The 22,968-nt window shown below is 63.2% G+C and carries 23 protein-coding genes and 1 pseudogene; 15 read left to right on the forward strand and 9 right to left on the reverse strand.

All coding sequences use genetic code 11. The annotated features are described in order from the left end of the window. Positions 1 to 82: 82 nt before the first annotated feature. On the reverse strand, positions 83 to 901 hold the full coding sequence (locus DYL59_RS29330) for a shikimate 5-dehydrogenase (protein ID WP_135292287.1): 819 nt from the start codon (positions 899 to 901) through the stop codon (positions 83 to 85). 156 nt (positions 902 to 1,057) lie between these two features. Here DYL59_RS29330 and DYL59_RS29335 point away from each other — a divergent pair, with 156 nt between their 5' ends. From DYL59_RS29335 to DYL59_RS29345, 3 genes are all read left to right on the forward strand, one after another. After that, on the forward strand, positions 1,058 to 1,417 hold the full coding sequence (locus tag DYL59_RS29335) for a hypothetical protein (RefSeq protein ID WP_122490077.1): 360 nt from the start codon (positions 1,058 to 1,060) through the stop codon (positions 1,415 to 1,417). Between the two features lie 231 nt (positions 1,418 to 1,648). Further along, positions 1,649 to 1,843, forward strand: coding sequence for a hypothetical protein (locus DYL59_RS29340; protein ID WP_135292288.1), 195 nt, complete (start codon positions 1,649 to 1,651; stop codon positions 1,841 to 1,843). A 92-nt stretch (positions 1,844 to 1,935) separates the two neighbouring features. Continuing rightward, the gene (locus DYL59_RS29345; protein ID WP_135292289.1) at positions 1,936 to 2,118 is read left to right on the forward strand and encodes a hypothetical protein; all 183 of its coding nucleotides are present in this window, start codon (positions 1,936 to 1,938) and stop codon (positions 2,116 to 2,118) included. Here the strand turns inward: DYL59_RS29345 and DYL59_RS29350 are convergent. Further along, positions 2,115 to 3,182: an AI-2E family transporter gene (locus DYL59_RS29350; RefSeq protein ID WP_135292290.1), complete on the reverse strand. Its 1,068-nt coding sequence runs from the start codon at positions 3,180 to 3,182 to the stop codon at positions 2,115 to 2,117. The two genes, DYL59_RS29345 and DYL59_RS29350, sit on opposite strands and share 4 nt — an antisense overlap. Before the next feature lie 175 nt (positions 3,183 to 3,357). Between DYL59_RS29350 and DYL59_RS29355 the strand changes: the two genes are divergently transcribed. The 5 genes and pseudogenes from DYL59_RS29355 to DYL59_RS29375 form a co-directional block, all read left to right on the forward strand. Continuing rightward, on the forward strand, positions 3,358 to 4,137 hold the full coding sequence (locus DYL59_RS29355) for a creatininase family protein (RefSeq protein WP_135292291.1): 780 nt from the start codon (positions 3,358 to 3,360) through the stop codon (positions 4,135 to 4,137). Positions 4,138 to 4,216: 79 nt separating this feature from the next. Continuing rightward, complete coding sequence (locus tag DYL59_RS29360) at positions 4,217 to 4,588, forward strand: RNA polymerase subunit sigma-24 (RefSeq protein ID WP_135292292.1); 372 nt, start codon at positions 4,217 to 4,219, stop codon at positions 4,586 to 4,588. A 38-nt stretch (positions 4,589 to 4,626) separates the two neighbouring features. Further along, positions 4,627 to 5,043 (forward strand): organic hydroperoxide resistance protein, encoded by a 417-nt coding sequence (locus tag DYL59_RS29365; protein ID WP_135292293.1) that lies wholly within the window; start codon positions 4,627 to 4,629, stop codon positions 5,041 to 5,043. A 93-nt stretch (positions 5,044 to 5,136) separates the two neighbouring features. Then, positions 5,137 to 6,570, forward strand: coding sequence for a catalase (locus tag DYL59_RS29370; RefSeq protein WP_135292294.1), 1,434 nt, complete (start codon positions 5,137 to 5,139; stop codon positions 6,568 to 6,570). Between the two features lie 53 nt (positions 6,571 to 6,623). Then, positions 6,624 to 7,463 (forward strand): annotated as a pseudogene (locus tag DYL59_RS29375) (sensor histidine kinase); the annotation flags it as partial. On the opposite strand, the gene DYL59_RS29380 reads toward DYL59_RS29375, so the two are convergent. After that, positions 7,434 to 8,249 (reverse strand): AraC family transcriptional regulator, encoded by an 816-nt coding sequence (locus DYL59_RS29380; RefSeq protein ID WP_202877211.1) that lies wholly within the window; start codon positions 8,247 to 8,249, stop codon positions 7,434 to 7,436. The pseudogene DYL59_RS29375 and the gene DYL59_RS29380 overlap by 30 nt on opposite strands. A 102-nt stretch (positions 8,250 to 8,351) precedes the next feature. Here DYL59_RS29380 and DYL59_RS29385 point away from each other — a divergent pair, with 102 nt between their 5' ends. Beyond that, positions 8,352 to 9,560 carry an MFS transporter gene (locus tag DYL59_RS29385; RefSeq protein ID WP_135292296.1) on the forward strand — a complete coding sequence of 403 codons (1,209 nt, stop codon included), beginning with the start codon at positions 8,352 to 8,354 and terminating at the stop codon, positions 9,558 to 9,560. Positions 9,561 to 9,623: 63 nt separating this feature from the next. Continuing rightward, the gene (locus tag DYL59_RS29390; RefSeq protein WP_238340782.1) at positions 9,624 to 12,473 is read left to right on the forward strand and encodes an ATP-binding protein; all 2,850 of its coding nucleotides are present in this window, start codon (positions 9,624 to 9,626) and stop codon (positions 12,471 to 12,473) included. Here DYL59_RS29390 and DYL59_RS29395 read toward each other — a convergent pair. Continuing rightward, positions 12,463 to 13,755: an epoxide hydrolase family protein gene (locus DYL59_RS29395; protein ID WP_135292297.1), complete on the reverse strand. Its 1,293-nt coding sequence runs from the start codon at positions 13,753 to 13,755 to the stop codon at positions 12,463 to 12,465. The two genes, DYL59_RS29390 and DYL59_RS29395, sit on opposite strands and share 11 nt — an antisense overlap. Before the next feature lie 172 nt (positions 13,756 to 13,927). On the opposite strand from DYL59_RS29395, the gene DYL59_RS29400 reads away from it, so the two are divergent. Next, positions 13,928 to 15,136 carry an MFS transporter gene (locus DYL59_RS29400; protein WP_135292298.1) on the forward strand — a complete coding sequence of 403 codons (1,209 nt, stop codon included), beginning with the start codon at positions 13,928 to 13,930 and terminating at the stop codon, positions 15,134 to 15,136. On the opposite strand, the gene DYL59_RS29405 is transcribed toward DYL59_RS29400, so the two are convergent. Both DYL59_RS29405 and DYL59_RS29410 read right to left on the reverse strand, forming a co-directional pair. Further along, complete coding sequence (locus tag DYL59_RS29405) at positions 15,137 to 16,105, reverse strand: quinone oxidoreductase family protein (RefSeq protein WP_135292299.1); 969 nt, start codon at positions 16,103 to 16,105, stop codon at positions 15,137 to 15,139. It lies immediately after the preceding gene. Positions 16,106 to 16,253: 148 nt separating this feature from the next. Continuing rightward, positions 16,254 to 16,670, reverse strand: a complete 417-nt coding sequence (locus DYL59_RS29410) for an organic hydroperoxide resistance protein (RefSeq protein WP_135292300.1) — start codon at positions 16,668 to 16,670, stop codon at positions 16,254 to 16,256. A gap of 181 nt (positions 16,671 to 16,851) precedes the next feature. Here DYL59_RS29410 and DYL59_RS29415 point away from each other — a divergent pair, with 181 nt between their 5' ends. The 3 genes from DYL59_RS29415 to DYL59_RS29425 are packed head-to-tail and all read left to right on the forward strand — an operon-like array spanning position 16,852 to position 19,476. Then, positions 16,852 to 18,414, forward strand: coding sequence for a PAS domain-containing sensor histidine kinase (locus DYL59_RS29415; RefSeq protein ID WP_135292301.1), 1,563 nt, complete (start codon positions 16,852 to 16,854; stop codon positions 18,412 to 18,414). After that, entirely contained in the window at positions 18,414 to 18,785 is a 372-nt protein-coding gene (locus DYL59_RS29420) for a response regulator transcription factor (RefSeq protein WP_135292302.1), read from the forward strand. The genes DYL59_RS29415 and DYL59_RS29420 overlap by 1 nt, the downstream gene beginning before the upstream one ends. Before the next feature lie 25 nt (positions 18,786 to 18,810). Next, positions 18,811 to 19,476: a response regulator transcription factor gene (locus tag DYL59_RS29425; protein ID WP_238340784.1), complete on the forward strand. Its 666-nt coding sequence runs from the start codon at positions 18,811 to 18,813 to the stop codon at positions 19,474 to 19,476. On the opposite strand, the gene DYL59_RS29430 is transcribed toward DYL59_RS29425, so the two are convergent. The 3 genes from DYL59_RS29430 to DYL59_RS29440 are packed head-to-tail and all read right to left on the reverse strand — an operon-like array spanning position 19,477 to position 21,236. Further along, positions 19,477 to 20,685: a cytochrome c biogenesis protein DipZ gene (locus DYL59_RS29430; RefSeq protein ID WP_135292303.1), complete on the reverse strand. Its 1,209-nt coding sequence runs from the start codon at positions 20,683 to 20,685 to the stop codon at positions 19,477 to 19,479. A 33-nt stretch (positions 20,686 to 20,718) separates the two neighbouring features. Continuing rightward, complete coding sequence (locus DYL59_RS29435) at positions 20,719 to 20,931, reverse strand: hypothetical protein (RefSeq protein ID WP_135292304.1); 213 nt, start codon at positions 20,929 to 20,931, stop codon at positions 20,719 to 20,721. A gap of 41 nt (positions 20,932 to 20,972) precedes the next feature. Further along, complete coding sequence (locus DYL59_RS29440) at positions 20,973 to 21,236, reverse strand: DUF2790 domain-containing protein (protein ID WP_135292305.1); 264 nt, start codon at positions 21,234 to 21,236, stop codon at positions 20,973 to 20,975. 216 nt (positions 21,237 to 21,452) lie between these two features. Between DYL59_RS29440 and trhP the strand changes: the two genes are divergently transcribed. Then, positions 21,453 to 22,766 (forward strand): prephenate-dependent tRNA uridine(34) hydroxylase TrhP, encoded by a 1,314-nt coding sequence (gene trhP, locus DYL59_RS29445; RefSeq protein ID WP_135292306.1) that lies wholly within the window; start codon positions 21,453 to 21,455, stop codon positions 22,764 to 22,766. Positions 22,767 to 22,968 lie beyond the last annotated feature (202 nt).

Consider the following 22,968-nt stretch of genomic DNA (forward strand, 5'->3'; position numbering starts at 1 on the left):
GCGGTGTATCAGTCACACATGTACTGACTGAAACACCGCTTTCGCGAGCAAGCCCGCTCCCACATGGGGTCTGTGCAAGGCTTTAGCTGCGGGCAAACGCCACGGCTTTTTCGAACTGTTCCGAGGTCGGCCGCACCCCGGTATAAAGCACAAACTGCTCCAACGCCTGGATCGCAATCACTTCCAACCCGGTAATCACCCGCTTGCCCTGTGCCCTGCCCCGCACGATCAACGGCGTTTCGGCGGGGATAGCCACCACATCGAACACAGTCTCTGCCGCATCCACAGCCTCGGCATCAAACGCCAATGCATCCGCCTCAGGCCCGCCGGTCATGCCGATGGGCGTCACGTTGATCAGCATCTGCGGGCGCAACTCGCCCAGCTCGGCCTGCCATTCATACCCCAGGTTCTGCGCCAACGCCCGGCCCGCAGCTTCATTGCGCGCCACGATCACACCGTGGGCATAACCACCATCACGCAGGGCGCTGGCCACAGCCTTGGCCATGCCGCCGCTGCCGCGCAGGCCGAAGGTGGAGTCTTTGGGCACGGCGTGGGTTTTGAGCAGTTGCTCGATGGCGATGTAGTCGGTGTTGTAGGCCTTGAGATGGCCATCGGTGTTGACGATGGTATTCAGCGAATCGATGGCCTGCACCGACGGATCCAGTTCGTCCACCAGGGCAATGGCGGCCTCCTTGAACGGCATCGAAACCCCGCATCCCCGCACGCCCAGCGCACGGATACCACCGATCGCGCCAGGCAAATCCTGACTGCTGAAGGCTTTATAGTAGAAGTTCAGACCCAGCTGTTCGTACAGGTGGTTATGAAAACGCAGGCCAAAATTCCCAGGGCGCGCCGACAGTGACATACACAGTTGGGTGTCCTTGTTGGGGTGCATCTGCATGGAAAACTCCTTTGAGTAAGCAAATCGGTACAGACCTTACACAACCTTTACCTAGCGGCCGTGCTGTTTTTCAGAAATACGTTGTCTTAAAAGTATCCCCGCGACAATCCTTGAGTCTATTGATTGCAGACCACAAGCGCAGGGGCTAACCGAGGAATGACCATGATTCGTACAATCCCCAAGATCGCCCTGCTGGTTGGCGCACTCGCTATGGCCGGCCAAGCTTCCGCCCACGGTGGTGGCGGATGGGGTGGCCCGGCCGTGTTGGGTGCTTTAGTCGGTGCCGCCGTGGTGGGCTCCGTGGTTGCCAGCCAACCCCGTGAGGTCTACGTGCAGCAGCAGCCGGTGTATGTCCAGCCGCAACCGGTGTATGCCGCACCGCCGCCGGTCTACTACGCACCGCCGCCACCGGTGTATGTGCAACAACAGGTTTATTACCGCCCGGCGCCGGTGTACTACGGGCCACCCCGTGGCTACTACGGCCCTCCGCACGGTTATTACGGCCGCGGCTGGTAAGCCCCAATCGTCTGAAACAGGCCTCGCCCACCCCGCGAGGCCTTTTTTTTGCATGAAAAAGTCTGGATTTATCGCGCCAAGGTCGTTCTCGGGACAATGGACGAGGCGTAATCGCACATGATCAACACCATTGTCTACTTGCTCGATTGGGGCCTGCGCTGTCATGTTTGCGTCACGACACACTTTCACTATCGACCCTGTCCACCCAATAAAAATTAAGGACGACTGACCATGCCAACCCAAAACCCGCACCGCACCGCTGGCCTTTGCACGTCCAGCAAGGTCTACAGTGCCCTCACCGAACTCAAGGCCCTGGAAGGCCACCGCAGCGCCAAGTTCCTCGCGTTGCTGGCCGAAAACCTGGTGCGCAAGGGCCTGCTCAGCGAGCAGGAAGTGGTGAGCATGCTCGACCAGGTGGTGGACTGAACGCCTCGCATCAATGTCGACTATCGAGACAGGTGATTTTTCCTGAGGCGCCCCACCCCGTAAGGTGACCCCCATAGCGATTGGAGGTCCTTATGCCCACTGTTCACATCATGTCCGTCATCGGCAGCGCCGTCCCCGCCCCCCTGCGGGCGTCAGGTTTGCTCGCCTGCTGGTACCTGGTACGCGATGGCGAAGCCATCAGCGGCCCGCTCACCTCGTTGTCCGCCGCCGAAAAACAGCTGCAACAGGCCTCGACCTTCAAGCTTCACGCTTAAGGCAGCGGCAGCTTGACCCGTGGCTTGCTTTCCACAAACAGCGCCCAACTGGACATGAACAGCGCCGCCACCAATGGCCCGATCACAAACCCGTTGAGGCCAAACACCGACAGGCCGCCCAGGGTCGAGATCAAAATCAGGTAGTCCGGCATTTTGGTGTCCTTGCCCACCAGGATCGGGCGCAGCACGTTGTCCACCAGGCCGATCACAAATACACCAAACAAACCCAGTACCACGCCCTGCCAGATCGAGCCGCTCAGCAGGAAGTAAGCGGCCACCGGCCCCCACACAATCCCGGCGCCCACTGCCGGCAGCAGTGACAGAAACGCCATCAACACCGCCCAGAGCAACGCGCTGGGGATGTCCAGGAACCAGAAGATCAACCCACCCAACGCGCCCTGTGTCACGGCCACCAGCACATTGCCCTTGACGGTCGCACGCACCACCCGGTTGAACTTGAGCTGCAACCGACGCTTCTGCGGCTCGGCCAATGGCACCGCCGTGCGCACCTTGCGCACCAGTTCAGGGCCGTCGCGCAGCAGGAAGAACAGCAAGTACAGCATGATGAAAAAGCTCACCAGAAAATCAAACGTCCCCTGGCCAAAGCTGAACGCCTGGGTCGCGAAGAACTGGCTGCCCTGCATCGCGCTCTTGACGATCTTCTCCCGCAACCCTTCCAGGTTGCCCATGCCGAAGCGGTCCAGCAGGTGCTGGAAATACGGCGGCAAGAAGTTCTTGAACTGCTCGATATACCCCGCCACATCCAGCTTGCCGCTCTCGACGTTTTTATAGAGCGTCGCCCCCTCCTGCACCAACAAGGCACTGGTGATGATCACCGGCAAAATGGCGATCACCAGGCAAACCGACAATGTCGCCAGGGATGTAAGGTTGCGGTTGCGCCCGAACTTCAACTGCAGTCGGCGCTGCATCGGCGCAAAGATGATGCCGAGGATCACAGCCCAAAACACCGCACCGTAGAACGGCAGCAGGATCCAGATAAAAGCAACGGTCACCAGGACCAACAGTAAGAGCAGGGTTTTGAATTGCAGGTTGGTCGTGTTCATGTGCGGTCCATTCCAGATAAACGCCGGACGCTTACGTGCGCCCTGATGTTTAGTCCGCGCCGGCGCCAGCGAGTGCCCTTGATCGACACCTACGTGTAATGTCGCCCCCCGACACCCCGTGATGAGATGGCCCACGCATACCCGATGTTCCATCACCGAACCGTGAGGCCACACCATGCTTTTACATCTGTCGACCTGGTCTGAAATCGAGACATTCCTGCAACGCAGCCGCACCATCGTCATCCCCATCGGCTCCAACGAGCAGCACGGGCCCATCGGCCTGTTGGGCACCGATTGGATGTGCCCGCAGATCATTGCCCACCACGCACAAGCGAGCGCCGATATCCTCATCGCGCCCACTTTCAACATTGGCATGGCGCAGCATCACCTGGGTTTTCCGGGCACCATCACGCTGCGGCCATCGACCTTTATCGCCGCCATCGAAGACTGGACGCGCTCACTGGTGGCCCATGGCTTTGAGAAGATCTACTTCCTCAACGGCCACGGCGGCAACATTGCCTCGATCGAGGCCGCGTTTTCCCAGCTGTACGCCGAGGCCAGCTTCGCCCGACGGCCCGCCGGGTTTGCCCTGAAGCTGACCAACTGGTGGGACCTGGAAGGCGTAGGCGCGCTGGCCAACCAGCAATTTCCCACCGGCCACGGCATCCATGCCACACCGTCGGAAATTGCGGTGACGCAGTGGGCCTATCCGGACGCGATCAAGTCGGCCGAGTATTCGCCGCAAATCGCCAATTCCGGGCCGATTCGCGAGGCCCACGACTTCCGCTCACGCTTCCCCGATGGCCGGATGGGCTCTGACCCAGGCCAGGCAACGCCAGAGAAAGGCCGCGAACTGGTGCAGCTGGCCGCCCTCGGGTTGGTCAAGGAGTTGGAGGCGTTCAGCCGGGAAACCGCACCGTTCGGCGCCATCAGTGGCTCGACTAACAACTGCTAACAGCGCATAACTGGCAGCCCGAGGGGCCAGGCATCACTCTTGAAGCTCACCACCGTCAGCATTCAAGAGGGATGCCATCATGACCGAAGGGTATCGCGCCAGTTGCCTGAGCACGGATGACCGACTCGCAAGTGAAGCACTGCGCCTATTGATGGCCCATGTCGTCAGCGGTAACCGCAGTGCTGGGCGGCGACTGTCCATCCAGGTCACTCCGCTGCTCAAGGCGTTTTATGAGGGCCAGGTGCAGGCGGGGCGAATCCGCCCCGAACAGGTCGAGTGCCTGGTCCACAGTGCGTTCAAGGCGCTGCTGGAAAAACCCACGGACTACGACCCCTGCCAGCCCTTTCGCGCCTGGTTGCTGGACATCGCCCGCACCACCCTGCTCCACCATCTGCGCGCCAACACCGTCGTCCCTCTGTTGAACCCGCCCGACATCCTGTGGGCCATCTGACGTCACTCCAACACCTTCAGTTTTCCCAGGACATGCCCATGCTGAGCATCGAAAAAGTTCTCTACTCCGGCCATACCTACACCACCGGCGGTCGTGAAGGCACCGGGCACAGTGATGATGGGCGCCTGGCCGTCAAACTCTCGCCACCCGGCGCGCCCGGCAATGGCACCAACCCCGAGCAACTGTTCGCAGTGTGCTGGTCGGCATCGTTCCTGGGTGCCCTGCGCCATGCCTGCAACGCCCGTAAAATCAGCTTCCCGGCCACGGCGGCGGTCGATGCCCAGGTCGATCTGCTGCACGCTGAGCAGGGCTTTTTCCTGCAAGCGCGCATCAGCGTGTCGTTACCGCACATCCAAGCGGACACCGCGCAGCAACTGATCGAAGCCGCCCACCAGAACTGCCCTTACTCCAAGGCCACACGTCGCAACATCGAAGTCAGTTTTACCCTCGCCTGAAACCGCGCCAGTCGATACCTACGTGCAATCGCCCCGCCCCGGATGCTCTGTTTTGATGTGACACAACAACAATCAGGCATCCAGGCACCCCCCATGAAAAAACTGACCACAGCCGCCGGCGCTCCGGTAGTCGACAACAACCACTCGCAAACTGCCGGCCCCCGTGGCCCGGTGTTGCTGCAAGACGTGTGGCTACTGGAAAAACTTGCCCACTTCGACCGCGAAGTGATCCCCGAACGCCGCATGCACGCCAAGGGTTCCGGTGCGTTCGGCAGCTTCACCGTCACCCATGACATCAGCCACTTCACCAAGGCCGACCTGTTCTCGCACATCGGCAAGACCACCGAGGTGTTCGTGCGCTTCTCCACGGTGGCGGGCGAACGTGGCGCGGCCGATGCCGAGCGCGATATTCGCGGCTTCGCCATCAAGTTCTACACAGACCAAGGCAACTGGGACCTGGTGGGCAACAACACCCCAGTGTTTTTCCTGCGCGACCCGCTGAAATTCCCCGACCTCAACCACGCGGTCAAGCGCGACCCGCGCACCAACATGCGCAGCGCCCGCAACAACTGGGATTTCTGGACCCTGCTGCCCGAAGCCCTGCACCAGGTCACGATTGTGATGAGCGACCGGGGCGTGCCGCAGTCCTACCGGCACATGCACGGTTTCGGCAGCCATACGTTCAGTTTTATCAGCCCGGCCAACCAGCGCTTTTGGGTGAAGTTCACCTGGAAGACCGAGCAAGGCATCCACAACCTCACCGATGAGCAGGCCAGCGCTGTGGTCGGCAACGACCGTGAAAGTGCGCAGCGCGATCTCTACACCAGTATCGAGGAAGGCCGTTTTCCGCGCTGGAAGCTGTATGTGCAGATCATGCCCGAGACGGATGCGGCGCATTGCCCGATCAACCCGTTTGACCTGACCAAAGTCTGGCCACATGGGGACTACCCGCTGATCGAAGTCGGCGTGCTGGAGCTCAACCGCAACCCCGACAACTACTTTGTCGACGTCGAACAAGCAGCCTTCAACCCTGCCAACGTGGTACCGGGCATCAGCTTCTCGCCCGACAAAATGCTCCAGGCGCGGCTGTTCGCCTATGGCGACGCACAGCGTTATCGCGTGGGGGTGAACCACCATCAGATCCCGGTGAATGCACCGCGCTGTCCAGTCAACAGCTACCACCGCGACGGGCAGATGCGTACCGACCGCAACGCCGGCAGCACCCCAGGCTACGAGCCCAACAGCCACGCCCAGTGGGCCGAGCAACCGGACTTTCGCGAGCCGCCCCTGGCCCTGCACGGCAGCGCCGCGCACTGGAACCACCGGGAAGACGACGATTACTTCTCCCAACCCGGCGCGCTGTTTCGCCTGATGAGCCCGGCGCAACAAGAGGTGTTGTTTGCCAACACGGCCCGCTCCATCCAGGGCGCCAGCGCCGAGGCCAAGCAACGCCATATCCAGCACTGCACCCTCGCCGACCCGGCGTACGGCGCCGGTGTTGCCCAAGCCATCGAACGACTGGGGTGAGCCATATGGAACTCAAGCCGCTGCACTCCCTGGCTGCGCGCCTAACGTGGATCTACCTGGCCTGCCTGGTGATCGCCCAAGGGCTGGCGTTCGTGATCGAGATCCGCGCGCTGGCCGGCTCACTGTGGCTGACGCCATTACTGATGGTGCAGTTGGCGTTGCTGCTGGGCTGCATCTGGCTGGTGCCAAGGCCGTTGAACCGCGTGCAGACACCGGTGCAAGCACTTGGCGACGGGTTGCAAGAGCGCCTGCAACTGCTCGCTGCGATTTCCCATGACCTGCAAACCCCCATTACCCGTATGAAACTGCGCGCCGAGTTCATGGAAGAGTCGGTGGAGCGGGACAAGCTGTGCAATGACCTCAGCGAAATGCAGCACCTGGTCCAGGAAGGCGTGGCTTATGCCCGCAGCCTGCACGGCACGGTCGAAGCCAGCCGCCGCGTCGACCTGCACTCGTTTCTCGACAGCCTGGTGTTCGACTACCAGGACGTCGGACACAGCGTGGTGCTGCGGGCGCAACTGGGCACCGTCATCGACACACGCCCCCACGCGCTGCGCCGGGTGCTGGTGAACCTGGTGGACAACGCGCTCAAGTTTGGCAGCGAGGTCACCGTGAATGTGGAGCCCCAGGCTGGCGGACGCCTGCTGATCCAGATCCTCGACCGTGGCCCCGGCATTCCCGAGGCGCACTTGCCCGAGGTGATCAAGCCGTTCTACCGGGTAGAAAGCGCCTGCAACCGCCACACCAAAGGGACCGGATTGGGCTTGGCGATTTCGCAACAACTGGCGCAGAGCCTGCAAGGCGCCCTGACCCTGTCCAACCGCGCCGGTGGCGGCTTGTGCGCACAGCTGGCATTGCCGCAATCAGTCGCGCACCAGAAACTCCCGCGGTGAGGTGCCAATGGCTCGGCGAAACATCGCACTGAAGGCACTTGCACTCACATAGCCCAACTCCCGGGCGATCCGGCCAACGGACTCGCCCTTCTCCAGGCGTTCCAGGGCGCAGGCCAGGCGCACTTGCTGCACCCATTGGCGGTAGGTCAGGCCGGTCTCCTTGAGAAACAGGCGGATCAACGTGCGCGAACTGGCCCCCACCTTGTCGGCCCAATACTCGACAAGGTGGCTCTGCCCCGGCGCGTCCAGAATCGCGTTGCACACCACCAGCAAACGGCGGTCCAGCGGCCAGGGGATCTGCAGCGGCAAGGTAGGTGCAGCGGCCAGTTCGCTGAGAATCAATGCCACGACATGGCTGTTGCGACCTTCGAGCGAATACTCGATAGGTTCGCTGGCCAGCACCAAAATCAACTCGCGCAACAGCAGCGACACATCCACCACACGGCAGCGGTCACCAAAACCCTGCGCCGCATCGGCCTGGATATAAATGGAGCGCATCTGCACCGGCGTCAGCATCAACTGGTCATGCACCACGCCAGCGGGAATCCACAACGCCCGCTTGGGCGGCAAAAACCACAGGCTGCCATCGGCCTCGGCGCGCATCACCCCACTGATGGCATACAACAGCTGGCCATGGCGATGGGTGTGGGGCGCGTTGTACTCGCCGCTCGCCTGGTTGCGCACCAGCGCCGTCATCACACGCGGCACGTCCTGGTAGTCGAGGTAATCCTCGCTGCGGCCGTTCACGTTGGCGGCGGGGCTGACGGTGCGTGCGTCGTGTTTCATGGCGGGTTCCCAGATTGTCACTTTGTCGATAGAAGCTGGCATTTGTCGTTTATTTTACATTGCTACGATCGCCCTGACTCCACGACCCCAGGGCCTATGCACATGACCGACACCCACAAACATAGCCTGGCAGCCATCATCGGCCTGTTGGTGCTGTCCATTGCCCTGCGCCCGGCCATCGTGTCCATCGGGCCGATTCTGCTGCTGATCCAGGAGCACTACGGTTTGAGCTTTACCCAGGCAGCGCTGCTGACCTCCATCCCGGATGTGTGCATGGGTGTCCTGGCGTTGCTGGCGCCCAACCTGAGCCAACGTTTCGGCACCGACCGTTGCGTGATTGCCGCGCTGGTATTGCTGGGCGGCGCCTGTTTGCTGCGGGCGGTGTCGCCGAGTGCGATGTTCCTGCTGTTCAGCACGTTTTTGGTCAGTGTCGGCATTGCCATCGCCGGCGCCCTGATCGGCGGCTGGATCAAAGCGCACTTCCCCCACCGGCCTGCGTTTTTCATGGGCATTTATGCCGCAGGCTTGAGCGTGGGGGCAACCCTGTCTGCACTGTTTACCGCACCCCTTACCGAACTTGCCCACAGCTGGCGCGTGGGGGCCGGGGTGTGGAGCCTGTTGTGTGTCACGGCGGTGATCAGTTGGCGGTGGATGGCCCGGCGCTTCGCCAGCGGCGCGCCCAAGGCCAGCGCGCAACCGAGCCGTTCCGTGCGCCTGCCGTGGGGCAACTCCCAGGCCTGGCTGGTGGCGCTGTACTTCGGTGCCAGCCAATTCGTGGTGTACGCCCTCTTTGCCTGGCTCGCGCCGGCCTCTACCGAAACCGCAGTGACCCATCTGCCCGCCGGTGCCTTGCTGGGGCTGTTTACCGCCGTATTCGCCGTGGCCAGCGTGGGCGCCGGTGTGCTCCCCGGCAAAGCCCATGACCGCCGTGGCCTGCTGGCGCTGTGCACGCTGCTGGCGCTGTTGGGCAGCGCCGGTATGGCATTCGCCCCTGGCGCCTGGCCCACCCTGTATGTGCTGCTGGTGTCCGTCGGCCTGGGCATGTCGTTTACCGTGGGCATGACATTGCCCCTGGACAACGCCAACTCCCCCGCAGAGGCCGGCGCCTGGACCGTGTTCATGCTGTTTATCGGCTACCTGGTCGCCGCGCTGGGCCCCCTGAGCTTCGGCGCGTTGCGGGACTACACCGGCAACTACCACCTGGCCTATACGATGCTGTTTGCCGTGCTGGTGTTCATGCTGTGCCTGACGCCCGTCCTCAAGCCTGCCAGCCGCCGTGCAGAGCCTGGCCACGCGGTTGTACGGACTTGAACAGAGCGCTAAAACACCTATCATTCCAGCACCGTCCAGCCCCCCCTTTTTTTCGAGAGCGTGATGACCGTGGCGTCCGCCCCTGACGACCTGCACGAGCCCGTGAGCCCATGCTTTGCCTTCGGCCCCTTCCGCGTGATGCCAGGCGAGCGCCTGCTCACCCGCAACGATTTGGCGGTGGATATCGGCGGCCGCGCCCTCGACCTGTTGATCGCACTGCTTGAACGCCCGGGTCGGGTGGTGTCCAAGCGCGAGCTGATCAACCTGGTGTGGCCCGATATCGTCGTCGAAGAAGGCAGCCTGCGTTTTCACATGACCGGGCTGCGTCGCATCCTGGGGGATGGTGAAGACGGCGCACGCTATATCAACACCCAGATGGGCGTGGGCTACGCCTTCGTGGCGCCCATCGAGCGCTCGCCCCTCGCCGCGCCTGCCCCTGCGAAAACCAAGCGCATTGCCAACGCCGTCGGCGGCCTGCCGCCACGCCCGAGCCTGATCGGCCGCGACACGGATGTGGCGTTGGTACTGGAACGCCTGCAGGTGCCCAAGCTGTTCACCATCGTCGGCCCCGGCGGCGTGGGCAAGACCAGCCTGGCGGTGGAAGTCGGCCATCGCCGTGCCGGGGATGACAGCGTGCACTTCGTCGACCTGGCCCAGCTTGAAGATGCCGACCTGGTGCCCTTCGCCCTGGCCAGTGCCCTGGGCATTGCGGTGCAGGCCGAAGAGCCGATGTTTGTACTGCTCGCCCATCTGCGCTCGCAGCAGTTGCTGCTGATCATCGACAACTGCGAACACTTGGTGGACGCGGTCTGTGCCATCGTCGAGCACATCCGCGACGAGGCCCCGGCCGTGGCCATCCTCGCCACCAGTCGCGAGCCTTTGCGGGCGCGCGGCGAACATGTGCACCGGCTTGATCCACTGGCATTCCCTGCCGAACTGCAGGACTTGAGCGGCGAACAACTGCTCGCGTTTCCCGCCGTGCAACTGTTTGTCGAACGCGTCTCGTCGAACAACGCCGCCCTGGCCCTGGCGCCCGGTGATGCGTATTTGATTGCCGACATGTGCCAACGCCTGGAAGGCATGGCACTGCCCATCGAACTGGCCGCCGTACGCGTGGCGGTGCATGGCGTGCACGCCACCCATGCCATGCTCGGCGAGCGGTTCTCCCTTGGCTGGGCAGGCCGGCGCACGGCGTTACCACGCCACCAGACCCTGCGTTCGATGCTCGATTGGAGCTATGACCTGCTGTCGGCCGACGAACGCCTGGTGTTTGATCGCCTGGCGGTGTTTGTCGGGCCCTTTGGCGTCGATGGCGGCTCGCACATTGCCGCCGATGACTGGATCGACCCGGTCACCGTGGCGGCCACCCTGGATGAACTGGTCGCCAAGGGCCTGGTCACCGTCAACCGCAACAACTTCACGGCCTCCTACCGTTTGTTGGAGATGACCCGCGCCTATGCCCGGGAAAAACTGCAGCTGCGCGGCCCCCTGGAGGTGCATGCGCTGGCTTTTCGGCATGCGGCCTACCATGTGGAGCAACTCAAGCACCTGGGCGACAGCCCCCACGAAATCTTTGCCAGCTCAACACGCTTGGGCTGCCAGCTGGGCAATATCCGCAGCGCGCTCGAATGGAGCTTCGGCCCCCAGGGCGACCCCGGCCTGGCCCTGCCGCTGGCGGCCGCCAGCGCGCAGTTGTTCCTGCATTTTTCACTGCTGGTGGAGTGCCGCACCTGGTGCTCCCGCGCCACCGAACTGCTGGAGCTTGGCTACTTCGGCACCTCGACCGAAATGGAACTGCAAGCCGCCCTGGGCCTGGTGCTGATGTTCACCATGGGCAATAGCACGGCAGCGGAAAGAGCCTTGCTGCGCGCCCTGGACATCGCCGTGAACCTGGGCGACCACGACTCCCAATTGCGCCTGCTGGGGCGCCTGCAAATTTTCTACGAACGCATCGGCGACTTTGCCAGCTCCCTGGCCTGGGCCGAACGCGCGGTGCAAGTCGGTGCCCTGATCGGCAAGCCTGAGGCGATTGCCGTGGCCGCCTCCCTGGCCGGGATTGCCTATCACTTGCTGGGCGATCAACCACGCGCACGCCAGGCGCTGGAACACTCCCTGCGCAACAGCCTGCCGTCGGAGCGCAGCCTCACCATCCACTACGGCTTCGATCATCGCAACCGCACCGGCCTGGCCCTGGCGCGCACGCTGTGGCTGATGGGGTTTGCCGACCAGGCCCGGCATGGCGCGCAACACGTCGAAGCCCAAGCCGCCGACCTGGGTCACGCGGCCACCTATTGCATCGCGCTGGTGTGGACGTTGCAGATCTACATCTGGACAGGCGACCTGGACAGGGCCGCCGACAGCCTGCAAACCTTCCGGTCCATCGCCGAGGCCAACGCCTTCGGCCCTTATGTGGCGGCCGCCATGGGCATCGGTGCCGCGATTGATATTCGCGCAGGGCAACCGGGGGATGCGGTGGCGGTGCTGGAAGAAGCCTTGGCGCGGCTGCACGGCATGCGTTACGAGTTGCTGACCACACCGTTCGAGATGGCCCTGGTCGAAGGCTTGATCCAGGACGGTCAATTCGATAAAGCCCGGCTGCAGGTCGAGGCCACCATCGCGCACTGCCGCCACAGCGGCGATGCCTTTGCCCTGCCTGAGCTGTTGCGTATCCAGGCCAGTATCCACCCCAACCCCGAGGCGTTGCTGGAAGAATCCCTGGCACTGAGCCAACAACAAGGTTCACGCAGTTGGACATTGCGCAGCGCCCTGGACCTGGCCGCGCTGTGGCACACACAAGGTCGCGGCACCGAGGCCCAGCAGTTGCTGAGCCAGTGCCGCGAGCAGTTTTGCGAAGGCTTCGACACCCAGGACCTGCGCCAGCTGCAGGCGCGCCTGGACGGGGTTACGGCTTGACGGCCGGACGCAACGGCCGGAACGCCTCGCGCAATTCTTCACTGAACAATTGCGGCTGTTCCCACGCAGCGAAATGCCCGCCCTTGCTGACCTGGCTGTAATAAGAAAGCGAAGGGTACGCACGTTGCGCCCAGGTTTTCGGCGCCTGGTAGATCTCGTGGGGGAACACGGTGATGCCCACCGGCACCTTGATGGTGTCGGTCTTCTGCGCCACGGCGCTGAAGTTATTGTTGTTGTTCTCCCAGTAGAACCGCGAGGAGGACGCTCCCGTGTTGGTCAGCCAATACAGGCTGATGTCGTCGAGCATTTCATCGCGGCTGAGCACGCGCTCGGGGTGGCCGTCGCTGTCGGTCCAGGCGGCGAACTTCTCGTACATCCAGGCTGCCGTACCCGCTGGCGAGTCGGCCAGCAGGTAGCCGATGGTCTGCGGACGGGTCACCATCATCGCACCGTACGCGGCATTGCGGCCAAAGAAGGTACTCAGCGCGTTGTAGGCCGTGCGCTCGGCGTCGGTCAGCGCCGCCGGGGCCGGCTCGCCACTGTTGATCGGCTTGACCAGTTCCGGCGGCACGGTGGCTGGCATGTTCAGGTGGATGCCCAGCAGGCCGGGAGGCGACAGGCGGCCCAGGGCGTCGGAGATCACCGAGCCATGGTCGCCGCCCTGGGACACGTAATGGCTATAGCCCAGGCGTTTCATCAGCACATCCCAGGCCTTCGCCACCCGGTCGGGGCCCCAGCCCAGCTCGGTGGGCTTACCGGAAAAACCGTGGCCAGGGATCGACGGGATCACCACATCGAACGAATCTTCCACGCGGCCGCCATAGGCCACCGGGTTGGTGAGCGGGCCGATGGTTTTGAGAAATTCAAATTGTGAGCCCGGCCAGCCGTGGGTCAGGATCAGCGGCATGGCGTTGGGGTTGGGCGAGCGCACATGGATGAACTGAATGTCCACGCCGTCGATGGTGGTGATGAACTCCGGCAGCGCATTGAGCTTGGCCTCGGCCTTGCGCCAGTCATAACCGTTGCCCCAGTACTTGACCAGCGCCTGCACCTGGGCCAGTTGCACGCCCTGGGAGGTGTCGTTGACCGTCTCTTTGTCTGGCCAGCGGGTAGCGGCGATACGTTTGTGCAGGTCGGCCAATTGCGCCTCATCTACGTGAATGCGGTAGGGGCGAATGGCGTCGGAAGCGGCCCAGGCGCCTGTGCTGCCGGCAAGCAGGGCAAGGCCAAACAATGAAACCCGGCAGCGCAGCCGGAGAAACGCGGACGAAGCGGCAAGCATGATGACTCTCCTAGGGATCAACAGGCCGGAACGGCCCATGGGCAAGCGATCAAACCATTGGGGGTACCCCGGCACGATTGCACGTAGGTGTCGGTCGATACCTATGTATGACTTGCCAGCGCAGCCGCCGGATGCTGCCATCGGCGCTCGATAAAGGCGGGAACAGACAGCGATGAGTGGGCAGGCAATCAGCGTAGGCACAGGCCCTGTTTCAACGGCGCGCGCGGCGTGGACCGTGGTGGGGCTGTGCATGCTGTTCAACGTGATCGATGGCCTGGATGCGATGGCCATGGCGTTCACGGTCAGCCGGGTGGCAGCGCAGTGGGCGCTCAACGGTGCACAGATCGGCGTGCTGCTCAGCGCCAGCCTGGTGGGCATGGCCTGCGGCTCGTTGTTTGCGGCGCCCCTGGCAGACCGTCATGGGCGCCGGCCAATGCTATTGGCCAGCCTGCTGCTCAGCGGTGTGGCCATGGTGCTGTCGTTCTGGAGCCAGGGCCTGTGCAGCCTAGTGTGCCTGCGGGTACTCACCGGAGTCGGCGTTGGCGCAGTGCTGGTGGGGGCCAACGTATTGACCCACGAATACGCCCCGCCCCACCGACGCAGCCTGGCGATTGCCTTGCAGTCGGTGGCCTTTGCCCTGGGCGCAACCCTGGGCGGTGTGTTGGCGCACGCACTCAACGACAGTGTGGGTTGGCGCTATGTGTTTCTGGCCGGGGGTGGCCTCACGCTGGTGGCTGGGTCGGCCGGCGTGCTGTGGCTACGCGAATCACCGGCGCTCACGCCTGATCGACCGCGTGCGGGCTTTGGGCAACTGTTCAGCACTGGGCATTGGCGCTGGACCCTGGCATTGGCAGCCGTGTGTTTTTTGCTGATGTTCGGCTTTTATTTTGTGATGAGCTGGACCCCGATCCTGCTGACCCAGGGCGGCTTTTCCGAGCGTCATGGCGTTACCGGTGGGCTACTGCTCACCGTGGGCGGCATGCTCGGGGCGTTGTTGGTGGGGCTGGCGGCCAACCGATGCGGCTGCCGTCGGCTGTTGCTGGGCTGCCTGTTGCTCGAAGCGTTGCTGTTGCTGCTGATGGTGGGCGCCACCCGTGTTCCGGCGCTGGCCGCCGGGGCCGGGTTGCTCGCCGGACTATTGCTGTATGGGGCTATCGCGGCGCTGTTTGTGATGGCACCCCAGGCGTTTGCCACGTCGGTGCGCACCCGTGGCGTGGGGCTGGTGCTGGCCACCGGACGGCTGGGGGCGATTGTGTCGCCCACCGTCGCCGGTGTGTTGCTGGATGCCCATTGGCGAGTCCAGGACGTGTTTACGTTCTACGCTGGCAGCCTATTGTTGGCGGCGGTGTTGGTCTGGCGAGGGCGCCAACCCGCGCCCTAGCTATTGAGGCAGGATAATCAGCTTGCCAGTGCTGCGCCGCGACTCGATATCGCGATGGGCCTGCTGCGCCTCTGCCAGGCTGTAGCGCTGGCCAATGCTCACGTTGAGCCGCCCGGTGCGCACCCAGGTAAACAGTTGCCGGGCATGCGTGAGCAAGGCTTCGCGGCTGCGCACATGGTGCATCACCGAGGGATAGGTGAGCTTGATGCTGCGCGGCATGGCAAAGATATCGATGGGCGCAATCGGGTCCATGAACGGGCCGTACAACGCCAAGGTGCCAAAGTAGTCCAGCAGGCGGATTGACTCATCGAAACCCTCGGCGCCGGTGCCGTCGTACACCACATTCGCCGCTTGCTCACCCACCAGGCGTTCGACCTGGCGGGCAATATCACCGGCCCGGCCGATCACCACGTAATCGGCACCGGCGGCCAATACCGCGTCGACTTTGTCGGCATGGGACACCCGGCCGATCACCTTGCCACCGAGCAACTTGACCATCTGCGTCAGCATCAGCCCTACCCCACCGGCGGCGGCATGGATAAAAGCCAGGTCGTCCTTTTGGATGGCGTGCACCTGGAACACCAGATTGCTGGCGGTCAGGCCTTGCATCATCAAGCCAGCGGCCGTTTCGAAGCTGATGTCATCGGGCAGGGGCACCAGTTGGTTGACCGGCGCGACGACCAACTCGGCATAGCTGCCTGGCACATACTGCCATGCCACGCGGTCGCCAGCGGACACCTCGGTCACACCGGGCCCAACGGCCACGACGATACCCGCCCCTTCCACCCCTGGCGTCAGGGGCAGCGGGTTGGCCTGCCCCAGGCCACGACGAATGCCGGTGTCCATAAAGTTGACGCCGGCCGCCATTACCTGGACCAGCGCTTGCCCGGCCTCCGGCCTGCCGGGTGTAACGTCGTCCAGCCTCAGTACCTCGGGGCCTCCAAATGCGTTGACCACTATTGCTTTCATGGGGTTCACAGCCTGCGGAATCGCTCGACACCGGGTGGCGTCGAGACCTGCCGTCATGCTGGGCAGGGGATGTATCTGCGGCATGTCGGCAGGTGGGCTGTTTGAATCGCTGTGTAACGCACACAGCGCCGGATACAGTGACTTACATTCAGACCAGGTTGAGCACTACATCGATGTTGCCCCGCACGGCCTTGGAGTAGGGGCAGGTCTGATGGGCCTTCTCGATCAGCGCCAGCGCCACTGCGCGCTCCACCCCTGGCAGGCTGATATTCAGGCGTGCGCGCAGGAAGTAGGCGTCGCCCTCGGTGCACAGGTCGACCTCGGCATCGATCGCCACGTCCGCTGGCAGCGCCACCTTCAATGCGCGCGCCGCCAACCCCAGGGCGCCGTCAAAGCAGGCCGACCAGCCGGCGGCGAACAGTTGCTCGGGGTTGGTGCCGCTGCCCTTGGCGCCCGGCAACGAATGCAGGATGTCCAGGCGCCCGTCGTCGCTGCGCGAGGTGCCACCGTCGCGTGCGCCGGTGGTGTGGACTTTGGCGGTATAGAGTATTTTCTTGGCAGTCATGGAACAGCTCCTGAGGATGAGGGAAAACGCATGCGCGATGCGTGCCCCCATCACAGCATGGGCCAGTGCCGGCCATCGATTACACGATGGTATCGGCCGGCATGCGACACCTAAGTATGATGGGCGAGCGCGACGCGACAGGGCATCCTCGTCGCACGGCGCCTGTAAATAGAGAACCGGTATGTCGAACGAATTCGATCGCGTTGTCGAGGCGCTGCCAGGCGTGGCATTCACTGCACAGGGTGATGGTTGCGTCGACTACGTCAATCAAGGCTGGTGCACCTACACCGGGCGCGACGCCAGCGAGGCGGCAGGCGCAGGCTGGCAGTCGGCCGTGCACCCGGATGACCTGCCGGGCACGGTCAACGCCTGGGCCCAAGCGGTGCTTAGCGGTGAGCCGTATCGCAAAGAACTGCGCCTGAGACAGGCGGACGGCACCCACCGCTGGTTCGTCAGCGACGGCCGGCCGATGCGTGACAGCCAGGGCACCATCACTCGCTGGTGGGTCATTTGCATCGACATCGACGAGCATAAACGCGACAAGGCCCTGATCGCCCACGCACTGGCCGAAGTCAGTGCCTCGGAAGACCGCCTGAGCAACATCATCAACGCCATTCCCGGCTTTGTGTGGAGTGCCGCGCCCGATGGCAGCGTGGGCTTCGTCAACCAACGCTGGTGCGACTACACCGGCATGAGCCTGGACGAAGCACGCGGTATCGGCTGGGCCCGTTCGGTGCACCCCGACGACGCCGAGCAACTGGCCCACTACTGGGGCACGCTGCTGCAGTCTGGCGAGGCCGGCGAATACGAGACGCGGCTGCGTCGCTTCGACGGCCACTATCGCTGGTTCCTGGTGCGTGCCGTGCCCCAGCGTGACGAATGGGGCGCGGTGACGCGCTGGTACGGCGAGAACACCGACATCGAAGACCGCAAGCAAGCCGAAATGCTTGCCGCCAGCATTGCCATCGAACGCCAGCAGTCAGAGGAAACCCTGGGCAAGGTGCGTTCGGAGTTGGCGCACCTGGCCCGCGTGGCCAGCCTCAGCGCGGTTACGGCGTCGATTGCCCATGAGGTCAACCAGCCGCTGGCAGGCATCATTACCAATGCCAGCACCTGCCTGCGCATGCTGGGGGCCGACCCGCCGAATGTGGCCGGTGCCCTGGAAACGGCGCGTCGCACCATCCGCGACGGCAACCGCGCCGCCGATGTGATCAAGCGCCTGCGCGCGTTGTTCTCGAAAAAAAGCATCACCATCGAGAATGTCGACCTGAACGAGGCGGCGCGGGAAGTCATCGCCATGTTGCTCGGCGAGTTGCAACGCAACGGCGTTGCGCTGTATCCAGGGTTCACCGATGACCTGCCAACGGTGAGGGGCGACCGCGTGCAGTTGCAACAAGTGATCCTCAACCTGATCCTCAACGCCACCGAGGCAATGAACACCTCGACTGGCCGCGCGCGGCACCTGCACGTCAGCACCGGGCTGGACGAACACCAAGGCGTTTACCTTGCCGTGAAGGACAACGGCAGCGGTTTCGAACCACTGGACGCCGAGCGCCTGTTCAATGCGTTCTACACCACCAAGAACGCCGGGATGGGCATCGGCTTGTCCATCAGTCGCTCGATCATCGAGCGCCATGCAGGCGTGCTGTGGGCCACGGCCAACGACGGTCCGGGGGCCACATTCCAATTTTCCATTCCACCGGCGGCGGACCCGGCTGCCGACGTGACCAGGGAGGGTAGTTGATGCAAAGGCCTTTACTCGTGGCGGTCGTCGATGATGACGAGTCGGTGCGTGAATCCCTGCCAGACCTGCTCAAGGAGTTCGGCTTTGCCGTCGAAGCGTTTTCATCCGGCCAGGGGTTTCTCGACTCGCCGTGTGTGGCGCAGACCCGCTGCCTGATTCTGGATGTGGCGATGCCCGGCCTGTCAGGCCCCGACCTGCACGCAGCACTCAAGGTGCGCGGCCACGCCATCCCGGTGATTTTCATCACCGCCCATGGCGATGCCAGCGACCGCCCTGAATTGCTGAGCGACGGCGTGGTGGACTGCCTGTTCAAGCCCTTCAGCGAAGCACAACTGCTCCGGGCCCTGAGCGCGGCCATGCCACTTGATTGAGCTCGCCCACCAAGGAGGTATCCTGATGCACGCAACCCATCTGATGGCCCACGAACGCAGAGCTGCGCCGATGACCGACACTTCTCCCATTGTGTTCGTGGTAGACGACGACATTTCCGTGCGCGAATCCCTGGAACTGTTGATTCGCTGCGCCCAGTGGCAGCCACGCCTGTTCGAGTCGGCCCAGGACTTCCTGGCCCAGCCGCGCACGCAGGTGCCCAGTTGCCTGGTGCTGGACATCAACCTGCCCGACCTCAACGGCCTGGACCTGCAAGCCGCCATCGCCAACGAACGCCCGGACACGCCGATCATTTTCATCACCGGCTACGGCGATATTCCCCTGACCGTGCGCGCCATGAAGGCCGGGGCCGTGGAGTTTCTGACCAAGCCATTCAATGACGAAGTGTTGCTGCAGGCCATTACCGATGCGCTGCAGCGCAGCCGTGCCGCCCTGGCCCAGCAGGACCACTTGCGCGCACTGCAAAGCGCGCATGCCAGCCTGACGCCTCGGGAGCAGGAAGTGATGGCCAGGGTGGTCGCCGGCCATATGAACAAGGTAATTGCCGCAGATTTGGCGATCAGTGAAATCACGGTCAAGGCCCATCGCGGTAAAGCCATGCGAAAGATGAAGGCCCGCTCGTTGGCGGACCTGGTGAAGATGGCGGCCTTGCTGGCAAAGCCGCTCGATTGATCAATGGGCTGTCTTGGCTTCCTGCAACAGGCTCTGGATCATCTTTTCCTGCTCGTCATACCGCCCTTCGCCGAAGTGGGTGTAGCGCACCTGCCCCTTGGCATCCACTAGGTAGTGAGCCGGCCAATACTGGTTATCGAAGTTGCGCCAGATCGCATAGTTGTTGTCGATGGCCACCGGGTAGGTGATGCCCAGCTTGCGCACCTGGTCCTTGACGTTGCCGATGATGCGTTCATAGCCGTACTCCGGGGTATGCACGCCGATCACCACCAGACCGTCCTTTTCGTACTTTTTGGCCCACTCTTTCACGTACGGCAGGGTGTGCTGGCAATTGATGCAGTCGTAGGTCCAGAAGTCCACCAGCACCACTTTGCCCTTCAGCGAGTCACCGCTCAGTTCCGGTGAATTGAGCCACTGCACCGCACCGGCCAGCGAGGGCATGGCGCCCTTGGCGTTGTCTGCCACGGGGTCGGCCTTGACCTTGCTCACCACGTAATCCAATACCTTGGGCACGGTTTGCAGCACACCTTTTTCCAGGCTGCCGACGCCTTCGGACGAGGTGCCGGCCAGCAAGGTTTTGTCAGCCCCGGTGGAGATCACCACCGCCGCCGCCAGTACCGCCACCCCTGCCCCACGGCGCAACCAGCCGGTAACCGGGATTGACACCTTGAGCCGATTGACCAGGCCACGCCCGGCAAAAATCAATGTGCCCAAGGACAACGCACTGCCCAGCCCATACGCCAGCAGCAACAGGCTGGTGTGCGCATTGGCGCCTTGCAGCATGGCACCGGTGAGGATCACGCCCAGGATCGGCCCGGCGCACGGCGCCCACAACAGGCCGGTGGCGACGCCGATCAACAGCGACTTGAGCGGGCCGGACAAGGCTCGGCTGTCGGGGTCGATGCGGTTGCCCAGCAACACGAATGGCCGCGCCAGCCAGCCGCCGATACGGGCAGAGATCAGCGACAGGGCAAACAGCACCATCACGATCAGCGCCACATGCCGGCCGGTGTTATTGGCCTGCACCACCCACTCGCTGCTGACCACCGCCAGGCTTGAGATCAGCGCAAAGGTCAGGACCATGCCGCCGAGGGTCAGCAGGATCGAGCGGCGGTTGCGGTCGACGCCGGCGAACAGGAACGGCACCACCGGCAGGATACAAGGGCTGAGGACGGTCAGGATGCCGCCCAGGAATGCGATGAGTAGCATGGTTATCACCTTTAGGGATAAAAGGACGGCCGGTCAGGCCGTCTGGTTGTCCAGCATCCGGCCCAGTGGGGTGCGGCGGCCGCCGTCTTCCACCAGCAGGTCATCGCTGGCCGTGGTTTGCACCGGGGTCAGTTGAAAACAGGTGTTGCTGGCGCAGTTGGTTTTTTCCACTGCGGCATTGGCGTGTACGGCCGTACCGGCAAGGGCGAAGGCAGAGGCCGTCAGAAAGCGAGTCAGGTGGTTCATGGCGGTGTTCCTGTATCAAGTCGTGGGGGAAAGGTGAGCACTCAGTTATCGCCGATGCAGCCGTCGCCGAACTTGAGGTAGTCCAGCACCTGGGTCTGGTTGTGGGAGTCCAGGTAGGTCATGCGGGCATTCACCACGCCGCAGGCGGGCTGGGAGTCCTGGCTCATCGACACCACGCGCTTGATGTCCAGGTGGGTGCCGTAGTTGTAGGTTTGCGCAGTGACACCAGCTTCGGCGCGGGCCGACAGGGTGCAGATGTTCAGGGCGGCAAACAGGCAGGCGGCGAAGAGGGTTTTGGTGTTCATATCGTCAGTCTCCAAGGTGGAGGCGGTATGCCTCGTTGGAAGCCATTAAATGCCCCTGAGGTATCGCGCCTGTGTCGAAAAACCCCGTGGGTAAATCGATACGTATCCACAGCCCCTGCCGATACACAGCGATACAAAAACCGCAAAGACCGACCTGGATCAATAAACCCGCCGCGCGCCTCGTCTACCCTCGCGCCTTTTTTGCGATCCGTGACCATGCCTCCCATCCTTGCCCCCGAACTGCTCGCCCCCGCCGGCACCCTGAAAAACATGCGCTATGCCTTCGCCTACGGTGCCGATGCCGTGTACGCCGGCCAGCCGCGCTACAGCCTGCGGGTGCGCAACAACGAGTTCGACCACGCCAACCTGGCCCTGGGCATCGACGAAGCCCACGCCCAGGGCAAGCGCTTCTACGTGGTGGTGAACATCGCGCCCCATAACGCCAAGCTCAAGACCTTCCTCAAGGATCTGGCCCCGGTGATCGCCATGGGCCCGGATGCATTGATCATGTCCGATCCGGGGTTGATCATGCTGGTGCGCCGGCACTTCCCACAGATGCCGGTTCACCTGTCGGTGCAGGCCAATACGGTGAACTGGGCCAGCGTGGAGTTCTGGCAAACGCTGGGGATTTGCCGGGTCATCCTGTCGCGGGAGTTGTCGCTGGAAGAGATCGCGGAGATCCGCCAGCAGGTGCCGGCCATGGAGCTTGAGGTGTTTGTGCACGGCGCCCTGTGCATGGCCTATTCCGGCCGGTGTTTGCTCTCGGGTTACATGAACAAACGTGATGCCAACCAAGGCAGCTGCACCAACGCGTGCCGCTGGAAATACCAGGCCACGCCAGCGGTAGAAAACGCCACCGGCGATATCGTCCAACAGTGCCAGCCGACCCTGGGGGTTGGCGCACCCACCGATCAAGTATTCCTGCTGCAGGAAGCCAATCGCCCCGACGAACAGATGCCCGCCTTCGAAGACGAGCACGGCACCTACATCATGAACGCCAAGGACCTGCGCGCGGTGCAGCATGTGGAGCGCCTGACCCACATGGGCGTGCACTCGTTGAAGATCGAAGGCCGGACCAAGTCGCACTTCTACTGTGCGCGTACCACCCAGGTGTATCGCCAGGCGATTGACGACGCGGTAGCTGGTCGCACCTTCGATCGCAGCCTGATGACCGACCTCGAATCCCTGGCCCAGCGCGGCTACACCGAAGGTTTCCTGCGGCGCCATGTGCACGACGAATACCAGAACTACCAGAACGGCAGCTCAGTTTCCGAGCACCAGCAATTTGTGGGGGAGCTGACCGGCGAGCGGCGTGGCGAACTGGCCGAGGTCAAGGTCAAGAACCGCTTTGCGCTGGGCAATCACCTGGAATTGATGACCCCGGCCGGCAATTTTCACTTTGACCTGGAAATGATGCACAACGCCAAGGGCGAGGCCATCGAGGTGGCGCCGGGGGATGGGCACACGGTGTATGTGCCGATCCCGGCCGAGATGGATCTGCGCTTTGGCCTGTTGATGCGCGACGTTTGATGAGCCGTGCCCCTCTCCCCTGTCGGAGCGGCGGTGCGACGCTTCGACTTGCCCGCGAAGGCTGAGTGTCAGCCGATACATGTGTGAGCTGACCCACCGCCATCGCGGGCAAGCCCACTCCCACATTTTGATCTGTGCCGGGCTTGGGAATCGAGTACACCGCCGATTCCCTGTGGGAGCGGGCTTGCCCGCGATGGCTGGG

It is taken from the genome of Pseudomonas kairouanensis (genome assembly GCF_004682055.1).
Taxonomy (GTDB): domain Bacteria; phylum Pseudomonadota; class Gammaproteobacteria; order Pseudomonadales; family Pseudomonadaceae; genus Aquipseudomonas; species Aquipseudomonas kairouanensis.

Coding starts and splice junctions, on each gene's coding strand:
- DYL59_RS29330 (WP_135292287.1), bottom strand. CDS start 901: ATGCAGATGCACCCCAACAAGGACACCCAACTGTGTATGTCACTGTCG.
- DYL59_RS29335 (WP_122490077.1), top strand. CDS start 1,058: ATGACCATGATTCGTACAATCCCCAAGATCGCCCTGCTGGTTGGCGCA.
- DYL59_RS29340 (WP_135292288.1), top strand. CDS start 1,649: ATGCCAACCCAAAACCCGCACCGCACCGCTGGCCTTTGCACGTCCAGC.
- DYL59_RS29345 (WP_135292289.1), top strand. CDS start 1,936: ATGCCCACTGTTCACATCATGTCCGTCATCGGCAGCGCCGTCCCCGCC.
- DYL59_RS29350 (WP_135292290.1), bottom strand. CDS start 3,182: ATGAACACGACCAACCTGCAATTCAAAACCCTGCTCTTACTGTTGGTC.
- DYL59_RS29355 (WP_135292291.1), top strand. CDS start 3,358: ATGCTTTTACATCTGTCGACCTGGTCTGAAATCGAGACATTCCTGCAA.
- DYL59_RS29360 (WP_135292292.1), top strand. CDS start 4,217: ATGACCGAAGGGTATCGCGCCAGTTGCCTGAGCACGGATGACCGACTC.
- DYL59_RS29365 (WP_135292293.1), top strand. CDS start 4,627: ATGCTGAGCATCGAAAAAGTTCTCTACTCCGGCCATACCTACACCACC.
- DYL59_RS29370 (WP_135292294.1), top strand. CDS start 5,137: ATGAAAAAACTGACCACAGCCGCCGGCGCTCCGGTAGTCGACAACAAC.
- DYL59_RS29380 (WP_202877211.1), bottom strand. CDS start 8,249: ATGAAACACGACGCACGCACCGTCAGCCCCGCCGCCAACGTGAACGGC.
- DYL59_RS29385 (WP_135292296.1), top strand. CDS start 8,352: ATGACCGACACCCACAAACATAGCCTGGCAGCCATCATCGGCCTGTTG.
- DYL59_RS29390 (WP_238340782.1), top strand. CDS start 9,624: ATGACCGTGGCGTCCGCCCCTGACGACCTGCACGAGCCCGTGAGCCCA.
- DYL59_RS29395 (WP_135292297.1), bottom strand. CDS start 13,755: ATGCTTGCCGCTTCGTCCGCGTTTCTCCGGCTGCGCTGCCGGGTTTCA.
- DYL59_RS29400 (WP_135292298.1), top strand. CDS start 13,928: ATGAGTGGGCAGGCAATCAGCGTAGGCACAGGCCCTGTTTCAACGGCG.
- DYL59_RS29405 (WP_135292299.1), bottom strand. CDS start 16,105: ATGAAAGCAATAGTGGTCAACGCATTTGGAGGCCCCGAGGTACTGAGG.
- DYL59_RS29410 (WP_135292300.1), bottom strand. CDS start 16,670: ATGACTGCCAAGAAAATACTCTATACCGCCAAAGTCCACACCACCGGC.
- DYL59_RS29415 (WP_135292301.1), top strand. CDS start 16,852: ATGTCGAACGAATTCGATCGCGTTGTCGAGGCGCTGCCAGGCGTGGCA.
- DYL59_RS29420 (WP_135292302.1), top strand. CDS start 18,414: ATGCAAAGGCCTTTACTCGTGGCGGTCGTCGATGATGACGAGTCGGTG.
- DYL59_RS29425 (WP_238340784.1), top strand. CDS start 18,811: ATGCACGCAACCCATCTGATGGCCCACGAACGCAGAGCTGCGCCGATG.
- DYL59_RS29430 (WP_135292303.1), bottom strand. CDS start 20,685: ATGCTACTCATCGCATTCCTGGGCGGCATCCTGACCGTCCTCAGCCCT.
- DYL59_RS29435 (WP_135292304.1), bottom strand. CDS start 20,931: ATGAACCACCTGACTCGCTTTCTGACGGCCTCTGCCTTCGCCCTTGCC.
- DYL59_RS29440 (WP_135292305.1), bottom strand. CDS start 21,236: ATGAACACCAAAACCCTCTTCGCCGCCTGCCTGTTTGCCGCCCTGAAC.
- trhP (WP_135292306.1), top strand. CDS start 21,453: ATGCCTCCCATCCTTGCCCCCGAACTGCTCGCCCCCGCCGGCACCCTG.